At 39.8% G+C, this 13,989-nt stretch carries 17 protein-coding genes; 8 read left to right on the forward strand and 9 right to left on the reverse strand.

Features of this window, described 5'->3' with window-relative positions:
* Positions 1-239: 239 nt before the first annotated feature.
* The 4 genes from ABD769_RS15150 (at position 240) to ABD769_RS15165 (ending at position 2,694) form a co-directional block, all read left to right on the forward strand.
* Positions 240-557, forward strand: a complete 318-nt coding sequence (locus ABD769_RS15150) for a YgaP family membrane protein (RefSeq protein ID WP_025143335.1) — start codon at positions 240-242, stop codon at positions 555-557.
* A 65-nt stretch (positions 558-622) separates the two neighbouring features.
* The gene (locus tag ABD769_RS15155; protein ID WP_344852244.1) at positions 623-1,405 is read left to right on the forward strand and encodes a 3-keto-disaccharide hydrolase; all 783 of its coding nucleotides are present in this window, start codon (positions 623-625) and stop codon (positions 1,403-1,405) included.
* 105 nt (positions 1,406-1,510) lie between these two features.
* Positions 1,511-2,092: a hypothetical protein gene (locus ABD769_RS15160; protein WP_344852245.1), complete on the forward strand. Its 582-nt coding sequence runs from the start codon at positions 1,511-1,513 to the stop codon at positions 2,090-2,092.
* Complete coding sequence (locus ABD769_RS15165; RefSeq protein WP_344852246.1) at positions 2,092-2,694, forward strand: TMEM175 family protein; 603 nt, start codon at positions 2,092-2,094, stop codon at positions 2,692-2,694. Before ABD769_RS15160 ends, ABD769_RS15165 begins: the two co-directional genes overlap by 1 nt.
* 236 nt (positions 2,695-2,930) lie before the next feature.
* Here the strand turns inward: ABD769_RS15165 and aat are convergent, their stop codons facing one another.
* Positions 2,931-3,563 carry a leucyl/phenylalanyl-tRNA--protein transferase gene (gene aat / locus ABD769_RS15170; RefSeq protein ID WP_344852247.1) on the reverse strand — a complete coding sequence of 211 codons (633 nt, stop codon included), beginning with the start codon at positions 3,561-3,563 and terminating at the stop codon, positions 2,931-2,933.
* Positions 3,564-3,636: 73 nt separating this feature from the next.
* Here aat and ABD769_RS15175 point away from each other — a divergent pair, with 73 nt between their 5' ends.
* Together ABD769_RS15175 and ABD769_RS15180 are read left to right on the forward strand one after the other, a co-directional pair.
* Complete coding sequence (locus ABD769_RS15175; RefSeq protein ID WP_344852248.1) at positions 3,637-5,079, forward strand: DUF1800 domain-containing protein; 1,443 nt, start codon at positions 3,637-3,639, stop codon at positions 5,077-5,079.
* A 193-nt stretch (positions 5,080-5,272) separates the two neighbouring features.
* On the forward strand, positions 5,273-6,472 hold the full coding sequence (locus ABD769_RS15180) for a DUF1501 domain-containing protein (RefSeq protein ID WP_344852249.1): 1,200 nt from the start codon (positions 5,273-5,275) through the stop codon (positions 6,470-6,472).
* A 132-nt stretch (positions 6,473-6,604) separates the two neighbouring features.
* Here ABD769_RS15180 and ABD769_RS15185 read toward each other — a convergent pair whose 3' ends face one another.
* Positions 6,605-6,958, reverse strand: a complete 354-nt coding sequence (locus ABD769_RS15185; RefSeq protein ID WP_344852250.1) for a hypothetical protein — start codon at positions 6,956-6,958, stop codon at positions 6,605-6,607.
* 107 nt (positions 6,959-7,065) lie between these two features.
* Between ABD769_RS15185 and ABD769_RS15190 the strand changes: the two genes are divergently transcribed.
* Entirely contained in the window at positions 7,066-7,434 is a 369-nt protein-coding gene (locus ABD769_RS15190) for a YccF domain-containing protein (RefSeq protein ID WP_344852251.1), read from the forward strand.
* Between the two features lie 286 nt (positions 7,435-7,720).
* Here the strand turns inward: ABD769_RS15190 and ABD769_RS15195 are convergent, their stop codons facing one another.
* Entirely contained in the window at positions 7,721-8,695 is a 975-nt protein-coding gene (locus ABD769_RS15195; protein WP_344852252.1) for an App1 family protein phosphatidate phosphatase, read from the reverse strand.
* A gap of 58 nt (positions 8,696-8,753) precedes the next feature.
* Between ABD769_RS15195 and ABD769_RS15200 the strand changes: the two genes are divergently transcribed.
* Positions 8,754-9,623, forward strand: coding sequence for a diacylglycerol/lipid kinase family protein (locus ABD769_RS15200; RefSeq protein WP_344852253.1), 870 nt, complete (start codon positions 8,754-8,756; stop codon positions 9,621-9,623).
* Here the strand turns inward: ABD769_RS15200 and ABD769_RS15205 are convergent.
* From ABD769_RS15205 to hflX, 6 genes are all read right to left on the reverse strand, one after another.
* The gene (locus ABD769_RS15205; RefSeq protein ID WP_344852254.1) at positions 9,615-10,004 is read right to left on the reverse strand and encodes a hypothetical protein; all 390 of its coding nucleotides are present in this window, start codon (positions 10,002-10,004) and stop codon (positions 9,615-9,617) included. The two genes, ABD769_RS15200 and ABD769_RS15205, sit on opposite strands and share 9 nt — an antisense overlap.
* Before the next feature lie 9 nt (positions 10,005-10,013).
* Positions 10,014-10,667 carry a TonB family protein gene (locus ABD769_RS15210; RefSeq protein ID WP_344852255.1) on the reverse strand — a complete coding sequence of 218 codons (654 nt, stop codon included), beginning with the start codon at positions 10,665-10,667 and terminating at the stop codon, positions 10,014-10,016.
* A gap of 331 nt (positions 10,668-10,998) precedes the next feature.
* Entirely contained in the window at positions 10,999-11,685 is a 687-nt protein-coding gene (locus tag ABD769_RS15215; RefSeq protein WP_344852256.1) for a peptidoglycan DD-metalloendopeptidase family protein, read from the reverse strand.
* A 6-nt stretch (positions 11,686-11,691) separates the two neighbouring features.
* On the reverse strand, positions 11,692-12,321 hold the full coding sequence (gene trhA, locus ABD769_RS15220; RefSeq protein WP_344852257.1) for a PAQR family membrane homeostasis protein TrhA: 630 nt from the start codon (positions 12,319-12,321) through the stop codon (positions 11,692-11,694).
* 6 nt (positions 12,322-12,327) lie between these two features.
* The gene (rbfA, locus tag ABD769_RS15225) at positions 12,328-12,705 is read right to left on the reverse strand and encodes a 30S ribosome-binding factor RbfA (protein WP_029274533.1); all 378 of its coding nucleotides are present in this window, start codon (positions 12,703-12,705) and stop codon (positions 12,328-12,330) included.
* A gap of 89 nt (positions 12,706-12,794) precedes the next feature.
* Complete coding sequence (gene hflX, locus ABD769_RS15230) at positions 12,795-13,985, reverse strand: GTPase HflX (protein ID WP_344852258.1); 1,191 nt, start codon at positions 13,983-13,985, stop codon at positions 12,795-12,797.
* Positions 13,986-13,989: the final 4 nt, after the last annotated feature.

The raw sequence follows: 13,989 nt of genomic DNA on the forward strand, positions 1-13,989 counted from the left end.
CGACTGAAGCAAAGCGAAATGGAGAGATCTACCTTGCATGAAAGATCCTGAAACAAGTTCAGGATGACGATTCGCTGGAATGATTACCTCCGGATAGATTTCTCGGCTGCGTTGCACTTCGCTCGAAATGACGGTTTGGAAAAAACTCCGCTGGAATAATCACCTTTTACAATTTAATTTTCTTTTCAAAACTCATTCCTTCTTAACTTGTTATACAATAGAACATAAATTCTACCATCATGACAAATCAAGATTTTAATACCGCAGTAAATAATGTTAAAGAAGCCTGGAAATACCCTGAATTGTTCGAAAATGTTTCAAAATCCGAGCGTTGGTTATCAGGAGCGGCTGGTACCTATTTATTATTTAAAGGCATTACCAGTATATTTTCACACCCGGTAATTGGTTTAACCGGTGCAGCTATAGGTGCAGGTTTATTATACCGCGGCATTACAGGTTACTGCCCGTTGCGCGATTTAGCCGAGCAGCGCAAAGAAGATATTGCCCCCGATGAAGTGATTATAAGTGAAACCTACGTTGTTGACGATTTGGGGTAAAATTTTAAATACTAAATTTCCATTTCTTAATAAACTGGTTAACTTTAAAAAGTTAAACCACAATTATGAACAAATACACACTATTATTTATTCCTGTTTTATTTGCGGGGCAAGTTATGGCACAAGATAAAAAACCAGATCCTGCCAAAGACCCCAAAACAACCGAGGTTTGGTCGCCTGTACCTAAAATTGTTACCCCAGGCAAATTACCTCAGGATGCACCTTCTGATGCAATTGTCCTTTTTAACGGCCGCAATTTAGATGCCTGGCACTCTGTTAAAGATCCGTCTAAGCCAGCTGCCTGGACAATAGACGATGGATTTTTCACAGTAAAAAAAGGTACAGGAAATATCGAAACCAATAAAAAATTTACCGATTACCAATTGCATATGGAATGGAAAATTCCTGAAAATATTTCTGGCGAAGGTCAGGCACGAGGTAACAGTGGCGTATTTTTAGCTTCAACCGGCGGTGGTGATGATGGTTACGAAATCCAGATCATGGATGCTTATAATAACAAAACCTATGTTAACGGACAAACCGGAAGTGTTTACAAACAAGCCATTCCATTAGCCAATGCCAATAAAAAACCAGGCGAATGGCAGTATTACGATATCATCTGGAATGCACCACGCTTTAACGAAGATGGAACAGTACAAAAACCGGCAAGCGTTACTTTGTTTCTAAATGGAGTGCTTTTACAAAATGGTTATGTTTTAAAAGGCGAAACCCGTTATATTGGTGCCCCTGAATACAAAAAGCATGGTCCCGCTTCGATTAAATTACAAGATCACGGCGACCCAAGTCCGGCCATTAGCTTTAGAAATATCTGGGTAAGAGAATTATAATTTCAACAAAACAACAATAAGGAACCTGCAGGCCAAAAGCTTGCAGGTTTTGTTTTATAAAATAATTTGACTGATAATTGTAGTTAACTCAAACGCTTTTAAAAAATGAAAAAAAAATTGCTCTCTTTGATTACCATTTTTCTTTTATTTTCCTGCAAACCTTCAGAAAAAGATTTAACTCAAATTGTTATAAAAAAGGCAGATGACGGCTTTATTGATCTGATGTTAAACATTGTAAGTAAAAAAGAAACGGATTCTACTGTAATTTTTAAAGCACAAGGGCTTGATCATACCGATACTGTTGGCCTCGAAATTTCATTGAAAAAGAATATTAAAGCTGGCATTGTAAATGGAGAAATGAAAAACACTTTTCTAGCCAATGGGATTTCATTCCAATCGATTGGTAAAGAGAGTGACAGACTTGTAACTGCTCTTACAAAGCTTTATAATTTGAAATCAAAAAATAAGATGCGCACAGATAAGATGACTTTTGAGGTAGCAAACCTAAATGAAACAGACGTAGATTATAATTCCGGGCAATATCGATTTAAAGCATTTCTACCAACAGATGATGATATTCCTGAACTTTTTGTAAATTTTGACTTCACCAATAAACTTATAGCTTTAAACGAAAAAGATCCCGAATACAGAACTGGTGTAATTAGTTATCTAACGAAAAAACAATAATGAACAAAGGCAGATTAGAAGCATTTAGCGATGGTGTTATTGCAATCATCATTACCATTATGGTTTTAGAGATTAAAGTTCCCGAACATGGCGAAACTTTGGCAACCTTAAAACCACTGATCCCTAAATTTATCAGCTATATCCTCAGTTTCATTTATGTTGGCATTTACTGGAATAACCACCATCATTTATTGCACGCAGTAAAAAAGGTAAACGGATCGATGCTTTGGGCCAACCTAAATTTTCTGTTCTGGCTTTCTTTATTTCCGGTTGCTGCCGGGTGGATGGGCGAGCATCATTTTGCTTTATGGCCGGTTATTATTTACGGCGCGGTACTCCTTCTTGCGGCAATTTCTTATACTTTACTCGTTATCGTAATTAAAAGAACCGAAGGGCAGCATTCGTTAGTGGTACATGCCATTGGTAACGATGCCAAAGGAAAATTCTCACTACTCTTCTATATTGCTGGCATCGGCTTAAGTTTTATCAATCCATGGATCGGTGTTGCACTTTATTTCCTGGTGGCCTGCATCTGGTTTATTCCTGACAGAAGAATAGAAAACGCCATGCGCGAGCAAGGTTTAATTGATGATAGTAAGTGAGCAATAATTCTTTGCGTTTTATTTGAAAATAAACATGCAGTAATACTTCTGAGAACCATCCAAAATTAATTTCTTATGGCGTTAGCCGAAAATAGCAATTCAAGCCTGGCCCCTTAGCCCCGATTGAAGTGAACATCCCGATTTTTCTTCGGGATAAAACGGAAAGCGGGAAGAAACCTAAATAGTAGCAGCAAGCTGCGCTTCAAATAAATTGACAAACTAAGCGGATTTTGGCATTAACCTGCCTGTAACACCTCCATATACAATTCACGATCAATCATTTCTGCACCTAAACTCATTAAATGATCATTCGGTAACTGACAGTCAATTAAATCGATATTCATTTTACTTAAAAAGATGAGTGCAGCTTTTGAGGCATTGCTTACATGGCTGAACATGCTTTCGCCACAGAACACGCGGTTAACTTTTAGCCCGTACAAGCCGCCAACCAATTGGTCTTCCAGCCAAACTTCTACACTGTGTGCAAAACCCTGCTGATGCAGATTGATGTAAGCCTGCTGCATTTCATTGGTAATCCACGTTCCATCCTGCCCTTTTCTTTCCGTTGTGGCACAATTCCGGATCACTTCTGCAAAAGCCTGGTTAAAAGTAATTTTAAAAACCTCGCCCTTTAAAATTTTCTTCATGCTTTTGCTGACCTTGATTTTAGCTGGATAAATGACGCAGCGTTCATGTGGCGAGTACCATAAAATAGGTTCACCCTCGCTAAACCATGGAAATATACCGTTTGAATAGGCAATTAACAGCCTTTCTACACTCAAATCGCCACCAATGGCCAATAAACCATCTTCTTCTGCCAAAGCTGGATCAGGGAAACCGGGGTGATCATCAGAGAGTTGAAAAAACATAGGCGAAAATAAGAAAGAAAACAAAGATTAAACCCTTGCGTTTTAAATAAGTCATACTGTTAAATTGTCCATTATGAACGCAAAAGATAATTTCTTAAAAGTAAAACATCTTTACAACCGGGCGGGCTTCGGAATTTCTTATACCGATTTACAGAAATTAAGCAAAAAAAACCTCGATAAAGTGGTTGATAACCTGCTTAAGGATTCTCAAAAAGACGATCCGATCAAATTAGTGAATGATTTTGAATCAAGACGGCAACTTTTGGTACAGGCGGGTTTATACGCTAAGAAAGACCTGACTGATGATGAAAAGAAAATGCGCCAGCAAATTGTGCGCGAGCAGAACGAAGTAAGCCGTGACCTCAACATTGCATTCATCAATCAGATGATCAATACCGATGCACCACTAAGGGAGAAAATGACGCTTTTTTGGCATGGGCATTTTGCCTGCCGAAGCAACAATCCTTTTTTTGCACAACAGCTAAACAACATTCAACGCAAAAATGCATTGGGCAGCTTTAAAACCCTGCTGGTTGAAGTTTCTAAGTCGCCGGCCATGTTGCAATACCTCAATAACCAGCAGAACAAGAAAGGCAAGCCAAATGAGAATTTCGCCCGCGAACTCATGGAGCTTTTCACCCTGGGTAGAGGTAATTATGCGGAACAGGATATTAAAGAATCTGCCCGTTCTTTTACCGGCTGGATGTACGATAAAGATGGTTCATTTATTTTCAGACAGAACCTTCACGATACCGGTACCAAAACTTTTTTCGGTAAAACCGGAAATTTTGAAGGCGAAAACATCATCGATATTATTTTAGAAAAACCCGAAACTTCACAATTTATCGCCAGAAAAGTGTATAAATTCTTTGTAAATGATAATCCCAACGAGGATCATGTTAAAGAACTGGCTGCACATTTCTACAATTCGAAATACGACATCGCTTCGATGATGAAAAAAATGTTTACCTCCGATTGGTTTTACAGTCCGGAAAATGTAGGCACAAAAATTAAATCACCGGCTGAATTTTTAGTAGGTTTAAGTCGCGAGTTTTATGTCACTTACAATAAACCACAGGTTTTAATCCAGTTACAGAGCAGTTTAGGTCAGTATTTATTTAATCCGCCAAATGTTGCGGGCTGGCCTGGCGGACAAAGCTGGATCGACAGCTCCTCGCTAATGTTAAGGATGCGCATTCCTTCGCTGGTTTTAAATGACGGGGAAATCGATTTCAGTGGTAAGGCCGATCCGGAAGATGAAGCCGTAATTGCTTTGAGCAGGGTGGCAACCACTAATGCCAATGCTAACAGCAAGCCGAAATCATACGTTAATGCAAATGCCGACTGGTCTAAATTTTTAAGCACTTTACCAAAGGGATTAACGCCATTAGAACTTACCCGGTTTTTACTACAGCCAAAATTAAACGATAAAATTACCACGATGGTTAGCGATAATAAAGGGTTGCGGAGTACAGCGGTAGAGATTACGAGTATGCCGGAGTATCAGCTTTGCTAGCATGGATAAACTAATTGAATATTAAATTTGAATAATTGTTAATGGTTTGATAGCTCATGGTTGATAGCTGATTCGGTAAACCCAAAACAATAAGTCAAAGAACCATGAATTATTACCCTTAAATATCGTGGCCATGAACCATCAACCAAAATACCATGAACCAAGTCAACCACCAAACTAAAACATTAGCAAAATGAACAGAAGAAACTTTTTAAGAAATACAGGATTTGTGGCAGCAGGTTCGCTATTTGTTCCGGCTTTTATGAAACCGCTCGAGGCCATGGCGCTTGATGAATTGAGTTTATACAAGAATCTGGTTGTGGTGCAGCTCTCTGGGGGAAACGATGGCTTGAATACGGTTATTCCTTTCGGAAATGACATTTACTATCAAAAAAGGAAAAGCATTGCCATTAAACCTGAGGAAGTAATTAAGCTGAATGATATGCAGGGTTTAAACCCGAACATGGCCGCACTGCAGGAAATACATGATCAGGGCTGGATGACCATTATTAATGATGTGGGTTACCCAAATCCTGATCGTTCACATTTCCGTTCGATGGATATCTGGCAAACTGGTAGCGATAGCAATCAATTCCTTTCTACGGGATGGATTGGCCGTTATTTAGATAGCAACTGCCAAACCTGCAAATTTCCTTATACGGCAATTGAAGTAGATGATTCGCTTTCTCTGGCCATGAAAGGACAAACTAAAAAAGGCATTGCCCTTAAAGACCCCGCAGCGTTGTTCCGCAATACCAACGATCCGTTTTTTAAAGCCATGTTGCAGAATGATAAAGAGCATCTGGACGAAGATAATCTCGGTTATTTATATAAAACGATGATCGAAACGTCTTCTTCTGCCAATTATATCCAGAATACCTCCAAAATTTATCAGTCTAAATCAACTTACCCTAACTCGGGTTTTGCCAACCAACTGAAAACCGTTTCTAAATTTATTTCTTCGGGATTAAAAACAAGGGTTTATTATGTTTCGCTAAGCGGTTTCGATACCCATGTAAACCAGATCGGTCAGCAAGGGAATTTGCTTAAACAATATAGCGAAGGCATAGCCGCTTTCTTAAAAGATCTTAAAACCAATAATAAATTAGATGATACCTTGGTAATTACCTTCTCCGAATTTGGCCGCAGGGTAGAACAAAATGCCAGTAACGGCACCGACCACGGAACGGCAAATAACATGTTTGTTTTCGGCGGAAAGTTAAAGAAACAAGGCATTTTCAATGCTGCACCAAACTTAAGTGATCTGGATACCGGCGATTTAAAATACCAGCTGGATTTCAGGCAGGTTTATGGTACCATTCTCGATAAATGGCTGGATGTTAATAATGCTGATATCCTGAATAAGAAATTTAATACACTCGATTTTATATAGAAAGGTCCGTCATCCCGAATGAAACGTAGTGAAATGCCCGCCTGCATCGGGCAGGGAGAGATCTGCCTCGATAGATCTCCCGACTTCGTTACTCTCCGCTCGAGATGACGGTGATTTCAAAGAAGTTATGCCTTACTTCCTCTTCAGCACATAAACGGGCCGGTTAGAATCCGTACCGGTTTGCTCGGTGTAAACACTCAACAGCTCGTAGCCATAGCCTTTCAACTTATTCACACAATCTAATGCTGAATTAAATTCGAGCTTTTTGTCATTATCGTCCCTGATGTACGTTTCGCTATAATCACCCACTTTCTGTCCATATTCAAAGGCAATCCATTGTTTATCGGCTAAAAAACTTTTTACTGCCCGTACCTGGATGTAATCTACATGGATATCAGTCAATTTTACTCCGTTAACATTTTGAGCTCTGGCATCAGATAGCCCAAAGCAGGCGGCGAGTACCGCTGCAAGAATTAATTTTTTCATGTTGTGTTTCTTTTGTGTGTAATTCTAAATTACAGAGAATCTATTAAGAATGCACATGTTATCTGTAACAAAAAGCAAATTCCTAAATCTTATCCTAAACAAACACAATGAACTTTTTAGGCAATATCATCTGGATTATTTTTGGCGGCATCTTCATTTTTTTCGAATACATTATCGGAGGTTTAATCCTTTGCCTTACCATTGTTGGTATTCCTTTTGGTATCCAATGTTTTAAATTCGCCATTGTGGGCCTTGCGCCTTTTGGGGTTAAAATAACCGATACTTCATCAAATACGGGCTGCCTTTCTACCGTTATGAACCTGATCTGGATTTTTTGTGGTGGTTTCTGGATCGCCTTAACGCATTTGTTTTTTGGCATCCTGCTTTGCATTACCATCATAGGCATTCCGTTCGGCCGCCAGCATTTTAAGCTGATGAACCTGGCCTTTACGCCTTTCGGGAAATCGATTTCTTAATTAATTGTTCCTTTATTTCGATCCCGAACATTCGGAAAGAAATCTGTAAACATTTTTTTTTGGAAAGCAGGGGCCTGTGTTTGTCGGATCTGGAAGTCCTGCCATCCGCTTTACCTCACTGCGTTCGGTGCCCGCTCCTTTCAGGTTTATTGAACTGTGGCCTGTTCCCATTAGCAAAAAACTTTGTACTTAGCCCCGATTGAATGGATGCCCACGATATTTCATCGGAGCAGGAAGAAAAGCGGGACAGTTGAACCCGATGAGCACAACCCTTGCGCTCCAAAAACTATTGGATCAATCCTATTATTTTAGAATGCTCAATTGCTTCTTCACTATTGTTAAATAAGCAAGCCCTCACCCCTTTATCTTCTACTTTTTTAAGCAAAATCATGGTTTCTTCCGCTTTTTCACTGCGGATATTGCGGATATAAACCGCTTCGATGTTTTCGGGATATTTTTCTACTATGGAGCTGTAAATTTCAGGGTCCTGCTGCGAATTATCCCCAAAAAACACAAATTTCTGGTTCGGAAAGGCATCCAGAATGCGCATTACCCTTAATAATTTTCCTTCATGGCCGGTTTTGCCTGTTTTAATGAGATCTTTCCATCTTTTTAAGGTATTTAATAGAAAAGCGCCATCGGGCAACTTGTTAAACTTAAAAGTTTCGATCAGGTAATCGTACAAATTCCATTCGCTGCTGCTTACATAAAAAAAGGGATTTGGCTGCTCCGGATCAGTATGAGATAAGGCCAGCTGCTGGTAATGACTGGCTGCTGCAGGAAAAGTTTTCCGGGTATGCGGGTTTTTGATAAAAAGCTCCCTTAACCGTCTGCCAATGGTTGCCGAATGCGAAACCATAACGGTATCATCCACATCAGAAATGAAAGCATACTGCGTAATATGAGGCACATAAACTTTACCGTCGCCCACATTTAAAACCTTTCCATCAGCATTTAACGCTTCTACCTTTACATCGTGCCAGCCTGCCGGGATATTATGTTCTGCTTTCCATTCGAATTTAAAAAAGCCATCAGCTTCTGTTTTGTTATAAATCGTCTGATCAAAAAACTGCAGGCGCACCTCTGCAAAAGCATAGGGTTTTAAAATAAAAAGTTTCAGGAGATAAATGATATTTACAAAGATATTGTTGCTGTAAACCTGCTCTGTTTTTGCCTTATGCTTAAAAACATGACCATAAACAACCAAATTTTGCTCGTGACCATAACCATGATATACTTTTACACTAACAGATTTATTCATTGTTATTAAAACAGAGTTTATTAAAAGTTGTTTGTGAGGTAAACATAAGGTAACCAAAATGAAATTACTGTTCATCATCAATCCGGGCTCTGGAAGTCACGATATAAACTTAAAGGAAGTAATTTCTGCACATTTCGATGCAAAAAATACTGAAGTTGATCTGTTCGAATTGCCAAAAGACTGCTCTTTAGAAAAGATAAAGGCAAAAATTACCAGTTCGAAAGCCGACCGCGTGGTGGCAGTTGGCGGCGACGGAACATTAAAGCTTGTAGCCGAATGTTTATTGAATACCGAAACGCCTATCGGGATTATCCCGGCAGGATCGGCCAATGGAATGGCGAAAGAATTGGGCATACCTACTGATATTGAAGAGGCTTTGGCACTTTTGGATGAAGGCCGGTTGCAAAAAATTCATGTGGTTAAACTGAACGATGAAATCTGTATCCATTTATCCGACCTGGGTTTTAACGCCTATCTGGTAAAGAAATTTGATACCCTGCCAGAGCGCGGCATGTGGGGCTATGCAAAGGCTACCTGGCACGCCCTGTGGAACCATCGCCGCATGGAAGTGCAACTGAAACTTAAAGATGAAACGGTTACTTCGAAAGCGGCCATGGTAGCCATAGCCAATGCAACCATGTATGGCTCGGGATTAAAGATAAACCCCGATGGGAAACTGGACGATGAACTTTTTGAAGTGGTGCTGGTAAAAGATTATTCCTACCTCGAAATATTAAAGATATGGATCACAAAATTGCCTTTTAACCCCAAAAAAATTGAAGTTTTTCAAACAGCTGAGGTGAAAATTTCTTCTAAACATCAGGCGCATTTCCAGGTAGATGGAGAATATATTGGCAAAGTAAATACCGTTGAGGCAAAAATTTTACCGGCTGCCATAACCGTGGTTTTACCTGGCCAATCAGAATGAGGCACGGTGAATCCTGATTGTAAAATATAACCTGAAAAATTCGGCTATGAAACATACGCGGAATAGGATATCAAACCAGCGATCGCCTAGGCTTAAAATTTCGGGCAAATACATAATAAAACCAATGGAAAATACCCAAACCACTAAACGGAAGGGAAACTGAATGTAATAGGTGATAAAACCGAATTTTTTGAACAGAATTAAACCCAGTGCAGAAATAAAAAGCGACACAAATAGGGGCAACAGTAAAATTACTTTAGCCTGCGATAGTATCTGATCTGGAATTTCATTTAAATGTGTTAAAATCTGCCAAAATTGTTTGGCCAGCAAGGCAATGCTAATGATATCCAGCAAGGCAAAAAATCGAGTGGTGTTTTTCATTAATTTATTCTACTTACAGTATTTGGCCAAATAATCATCAGCTTTTTTACTGCCCATATATTTAACAAAGATAAAATCTTCGCAGGCACCCTGTTTATCGCCCTGCTTAATTTTTTTCAAACCCATTTTTATCCGGTCATCTAAATATTCATCATCAATGCCCAGTTGATTTTTAATGGCAATAATCTGAACTTCCTGTCCGGGTTTAGCCTGATCGATATTTTTATAAAAATTAATGACCGAATTAGTCAAAGCCTCTTCCGCCTGATAACTCCGGATGGCCTCCTGCATTTCTTCGCTCGATTTTCCCTCACAATTATATCCTGAAAGTACAAAATTAACCGGAGCTATAATCGAAACAGTGGTATCATAACCCGCCGGAACCTGCCATTTGCCACTACTCAACCGAACCAAACGTAATGCTTCTTCATCGAGGTCAGATAATATGCCTTTGGTTATTTTTGAAAAATAAACCTTTCCCTGTTCATCAAGCTTAAAACTTACATTTACCGTTCCCTGAACACAATTATCTTTAGAAAAGCGGGGATAAACGGTATTTTCTCTCAAAAAATTGACAAAACCATTTTTACCCGATTTAAACTGAACCTGGCCCATCGCCAGCGAACAGCAGAAAATTAAACAAAGGATGAACAGGTTTTTCATTGTACTAATTTACTAAAAAAAGCTGAAAGCATAAGGCTGAAAGACTAAAGCAGTTTAGCGCAGAAAACGCAAAGTTTTTAGTGGAGAAAAGAAGGTTTAATCAGCCAGTTAAATTCAGACCGTCATCTCGACTGAAGCGCAGCGGAATGGAGAGATCTGCTTCAATAAGATCTCTCGACTACGTTGCACTCCGCTCGAGATGACGATGTTGCGAGGCTAATTTAAAGGCTTATATCTTCCCAATGGTTTAAAATTTTGCACCGGAGGCACGGAAAACACAGATAAGCTCAGGCGGTTTGTCATCCTGAGCGGAGTCACAGGATCTTTGCGGTTACAAAAAAGTAGCTTTCAAAATTAAATTCGGATCGGGGCAGTTGGCCAGGTATTTTTCCCTTTCGCTAAACCTGCATACACCTGGGTAATCGCCTTTTAATCCATCCATATTTTCGATCAATTGAAAATGAAGATGTGGCGGCCAGTAGCCATTTTCTTCTTTAGCTCCTAGCTCGGCTATTTTAGTTCCACCAGGGATAAATTTACCTTCCTCAAGTCCGTTTAATGAGGAAAGACTTAAATGCCCGTATAAGGCATTAAATTTAAAACCGTCTATTTCGTAAGTTAGAATGATGGTAGCGCCATAATCGCCAAAGTTGTTGTTATTTGCAAAACTTTGAACAGTGGCATCGTAAAAATTGTAGACCGGTGTTCCTGCTGGTCCCCAGATATCTACGCCTAAATGTAACCTTCGCGGTTCTTCTCCGGTATCAAAATGTGCACTGCGCGAATAAATGGTGCGGTGCTCGTTGTAACCGCCAATGCCGTAACGGGCATTATTTTCTGTAAGTTTTTTATTTACCCAATCCGAAAACAGATCCGTATCATCCAGAATTTCGTCTGTTAATTCAGTATTGGCCACAGTAAAATCTAAAGCCAAAAGCCGATCGTATTTTACATCAAAATCGACAACTTTTTGGATGAATGATGCATTGGATTGAATAACCTGATCGAAAGTTTGCATCTGCAATTATTTAAAGATATAAACGAAGTTATAAATATAGTGTGACAATGCCCCTCCAATTACAAACAGGTGCCACAACTCGTGGCTGTGCATCCATCTGGAAAGTTGTTTATCTTTCGCATAATAATAGGTTCCGCCAATATAGAAAATGCCTCCTAAAAGCAGCCAGAAAATTGCACCGACAGGTAAAGTAACCAGCATTTTCTGTAGCAAAGGCACAATCAGGCAACCCATTAATATATAGATAGACAATGATATGGCTGTACTTTTTAATCGATTAAAGATTTTGAGCAAACAGCCTACAATAGCGATAATCCAGACAATGGCGAATAAACTCCAGCGCAACCAGCCATCAAAAACCAATAAGGCTGTTGGTGTGTAAGAACCTGCTATCATCAAATAAATGCAGCAGTGATCAAATTTCTGCCAAAAACGAACGCCATAATCGCTAGCCGGATAACCATGATACATGGCGCTTACCCCAAAAAGGATAAAAGTACCTATACTGTAAATCCAGGCTGCGGTAAATTCGATCGGTGTATGGCACTTCTGAAGCAATACATATCCTGCCGGAACCGCAATCAATGCCGGGATAAAGTGTGTGAAGAAATTAACGGGTTCCCTTAGTTTCCTCACAAAAAATTATTCGCTGTCTTCGTCTTTTTGCCTTGGTTCTTTTGCAATCTTATCAAAAAGATGATCCATACGCTCTACGTATTCATTGGTATCATCTACAAAGAAAGTAAGCTCTGGCACCACCCTTACCTGATGGCGGATACGGCTGCCCAGTTTATACCTGATCTCGCCCGAATGTGCATTTACGGTATTGATAGAAAGTGTGGTATTATTGGTATTAAAAAAGCTCAGGTACACCTTAGCCACGGCTAAATCGGGCGAAACCCTAACACGCGTAATGGTGACCAATGTATTTGGCAAAAATGCAGCACCCTCGCGCTGAAAAACCTGTGCCAACTCCTCTTGTAATACTCCTGCAAATTTCTGCTGACGTTTACTTTCCATAATGTTTATAATTATCGCCTTTACGATGAAACCTCGTAGGTTTTAAAAACCTGCGAGGTTTATTTTTGCACCGCAATGACGGATTTTATCTAATATAACAAATTACTATCATACGGGTATCTCGCCACGTGCGCAGCTTTAACCTTATCGTACAATAACGTTTTAAACTCTTCTAAGTTCTCTTTTTGGGTAGCCGAAATAAACAATACCGGCACTTTATCATGACTCATCCAGCTTTTCTTAAAGTCTTCTAAAGTAAGCTTTCCATCATCTTCTTCACTGTCAACCTCTGGCGAAACGTAGGCATCAATTTTGTTAAAAACCAAAATCATGTCTTTATCAATCGCGCCAATATCTTTCAGCGTTTCGTTAACCGTGTTAATCTGATCTTCGAAGTTAGGATGCGACACATCTACCACGTGGATCAGTAAATCGGCTTCGCGTACCTCATCTAAAGTAGATTTAAAACATTCTACCAAATGGTGAGGCAGTTTGCGGATAAATCCAACAGTATCAGAAAGCAGGAAAGGTAAATTTTCGATCACTACCTTGCGAACAGTCGTATCCAGGGTTGCAAATAACTTATTTTCAGCAAACACTTCCGATTTGGAAAGCATGTTCATAATGGTGGATTTCCCCACGTTGGTGTAACCAACCAAAGCCACCCTGATCAGCTGACCGCGGTTTTTACGCTGTGTTTCGTTCTGACGGTCGATATTTCTTAAACGCTCTTTTAACAGCGAAATTTTATTTAAAATAATACGCCTGTCACTCTCAATCTGGGTTTCACCCGGTCCGCGCATCCCGATACCACCTTTCTGGCGTTCAAGGTGCGTCCACATACCCGTTAAGCGGGGTAAAACATATTGTAATTGTGCCAGCTCTACCTGAGTTTTTGCCTGTGCCGTTTGGGCCCTGTTCGCAAAAATATCGAGGATCAGATTACTTCTGTCCAATACTTTCACACCAAGCTCGCGATCGATGTTGCGCAGTTGCGATGGCGATAGCTCGTCATCAAAAACCACCACATCAATTTCTTCTGATTTTACGTAGGCTTTAATTTCTTCGAGCTTACCTGTACCCACAAATGTAGCACGCTCTGGCTTTAACATTTTCTGTGTAAAAACCTTTTCAACCTTCCCGCCAGCTGTATCAACCAAAAAGGCCAGCTCATCTAAATATTCTTTTGTTTGGGCTTCTTTTTCGCCAGGTGTAACCACACCAACTAAAATTGCCCGTTCCTGCACAACGGCAGTATCATATAATTTTTGTTTTCCCATGTAA

The organism is Pedobacter jeongneungensis (genome assembly GCF_039538295.1).
GTDB classification, from domain to species: Bacteria; Bacteroidota; Bacteroidia; order Sphingobacteriales; family Sphingobacteriaceae; genus Pedobacter; species Pedobacter jeongneungensis.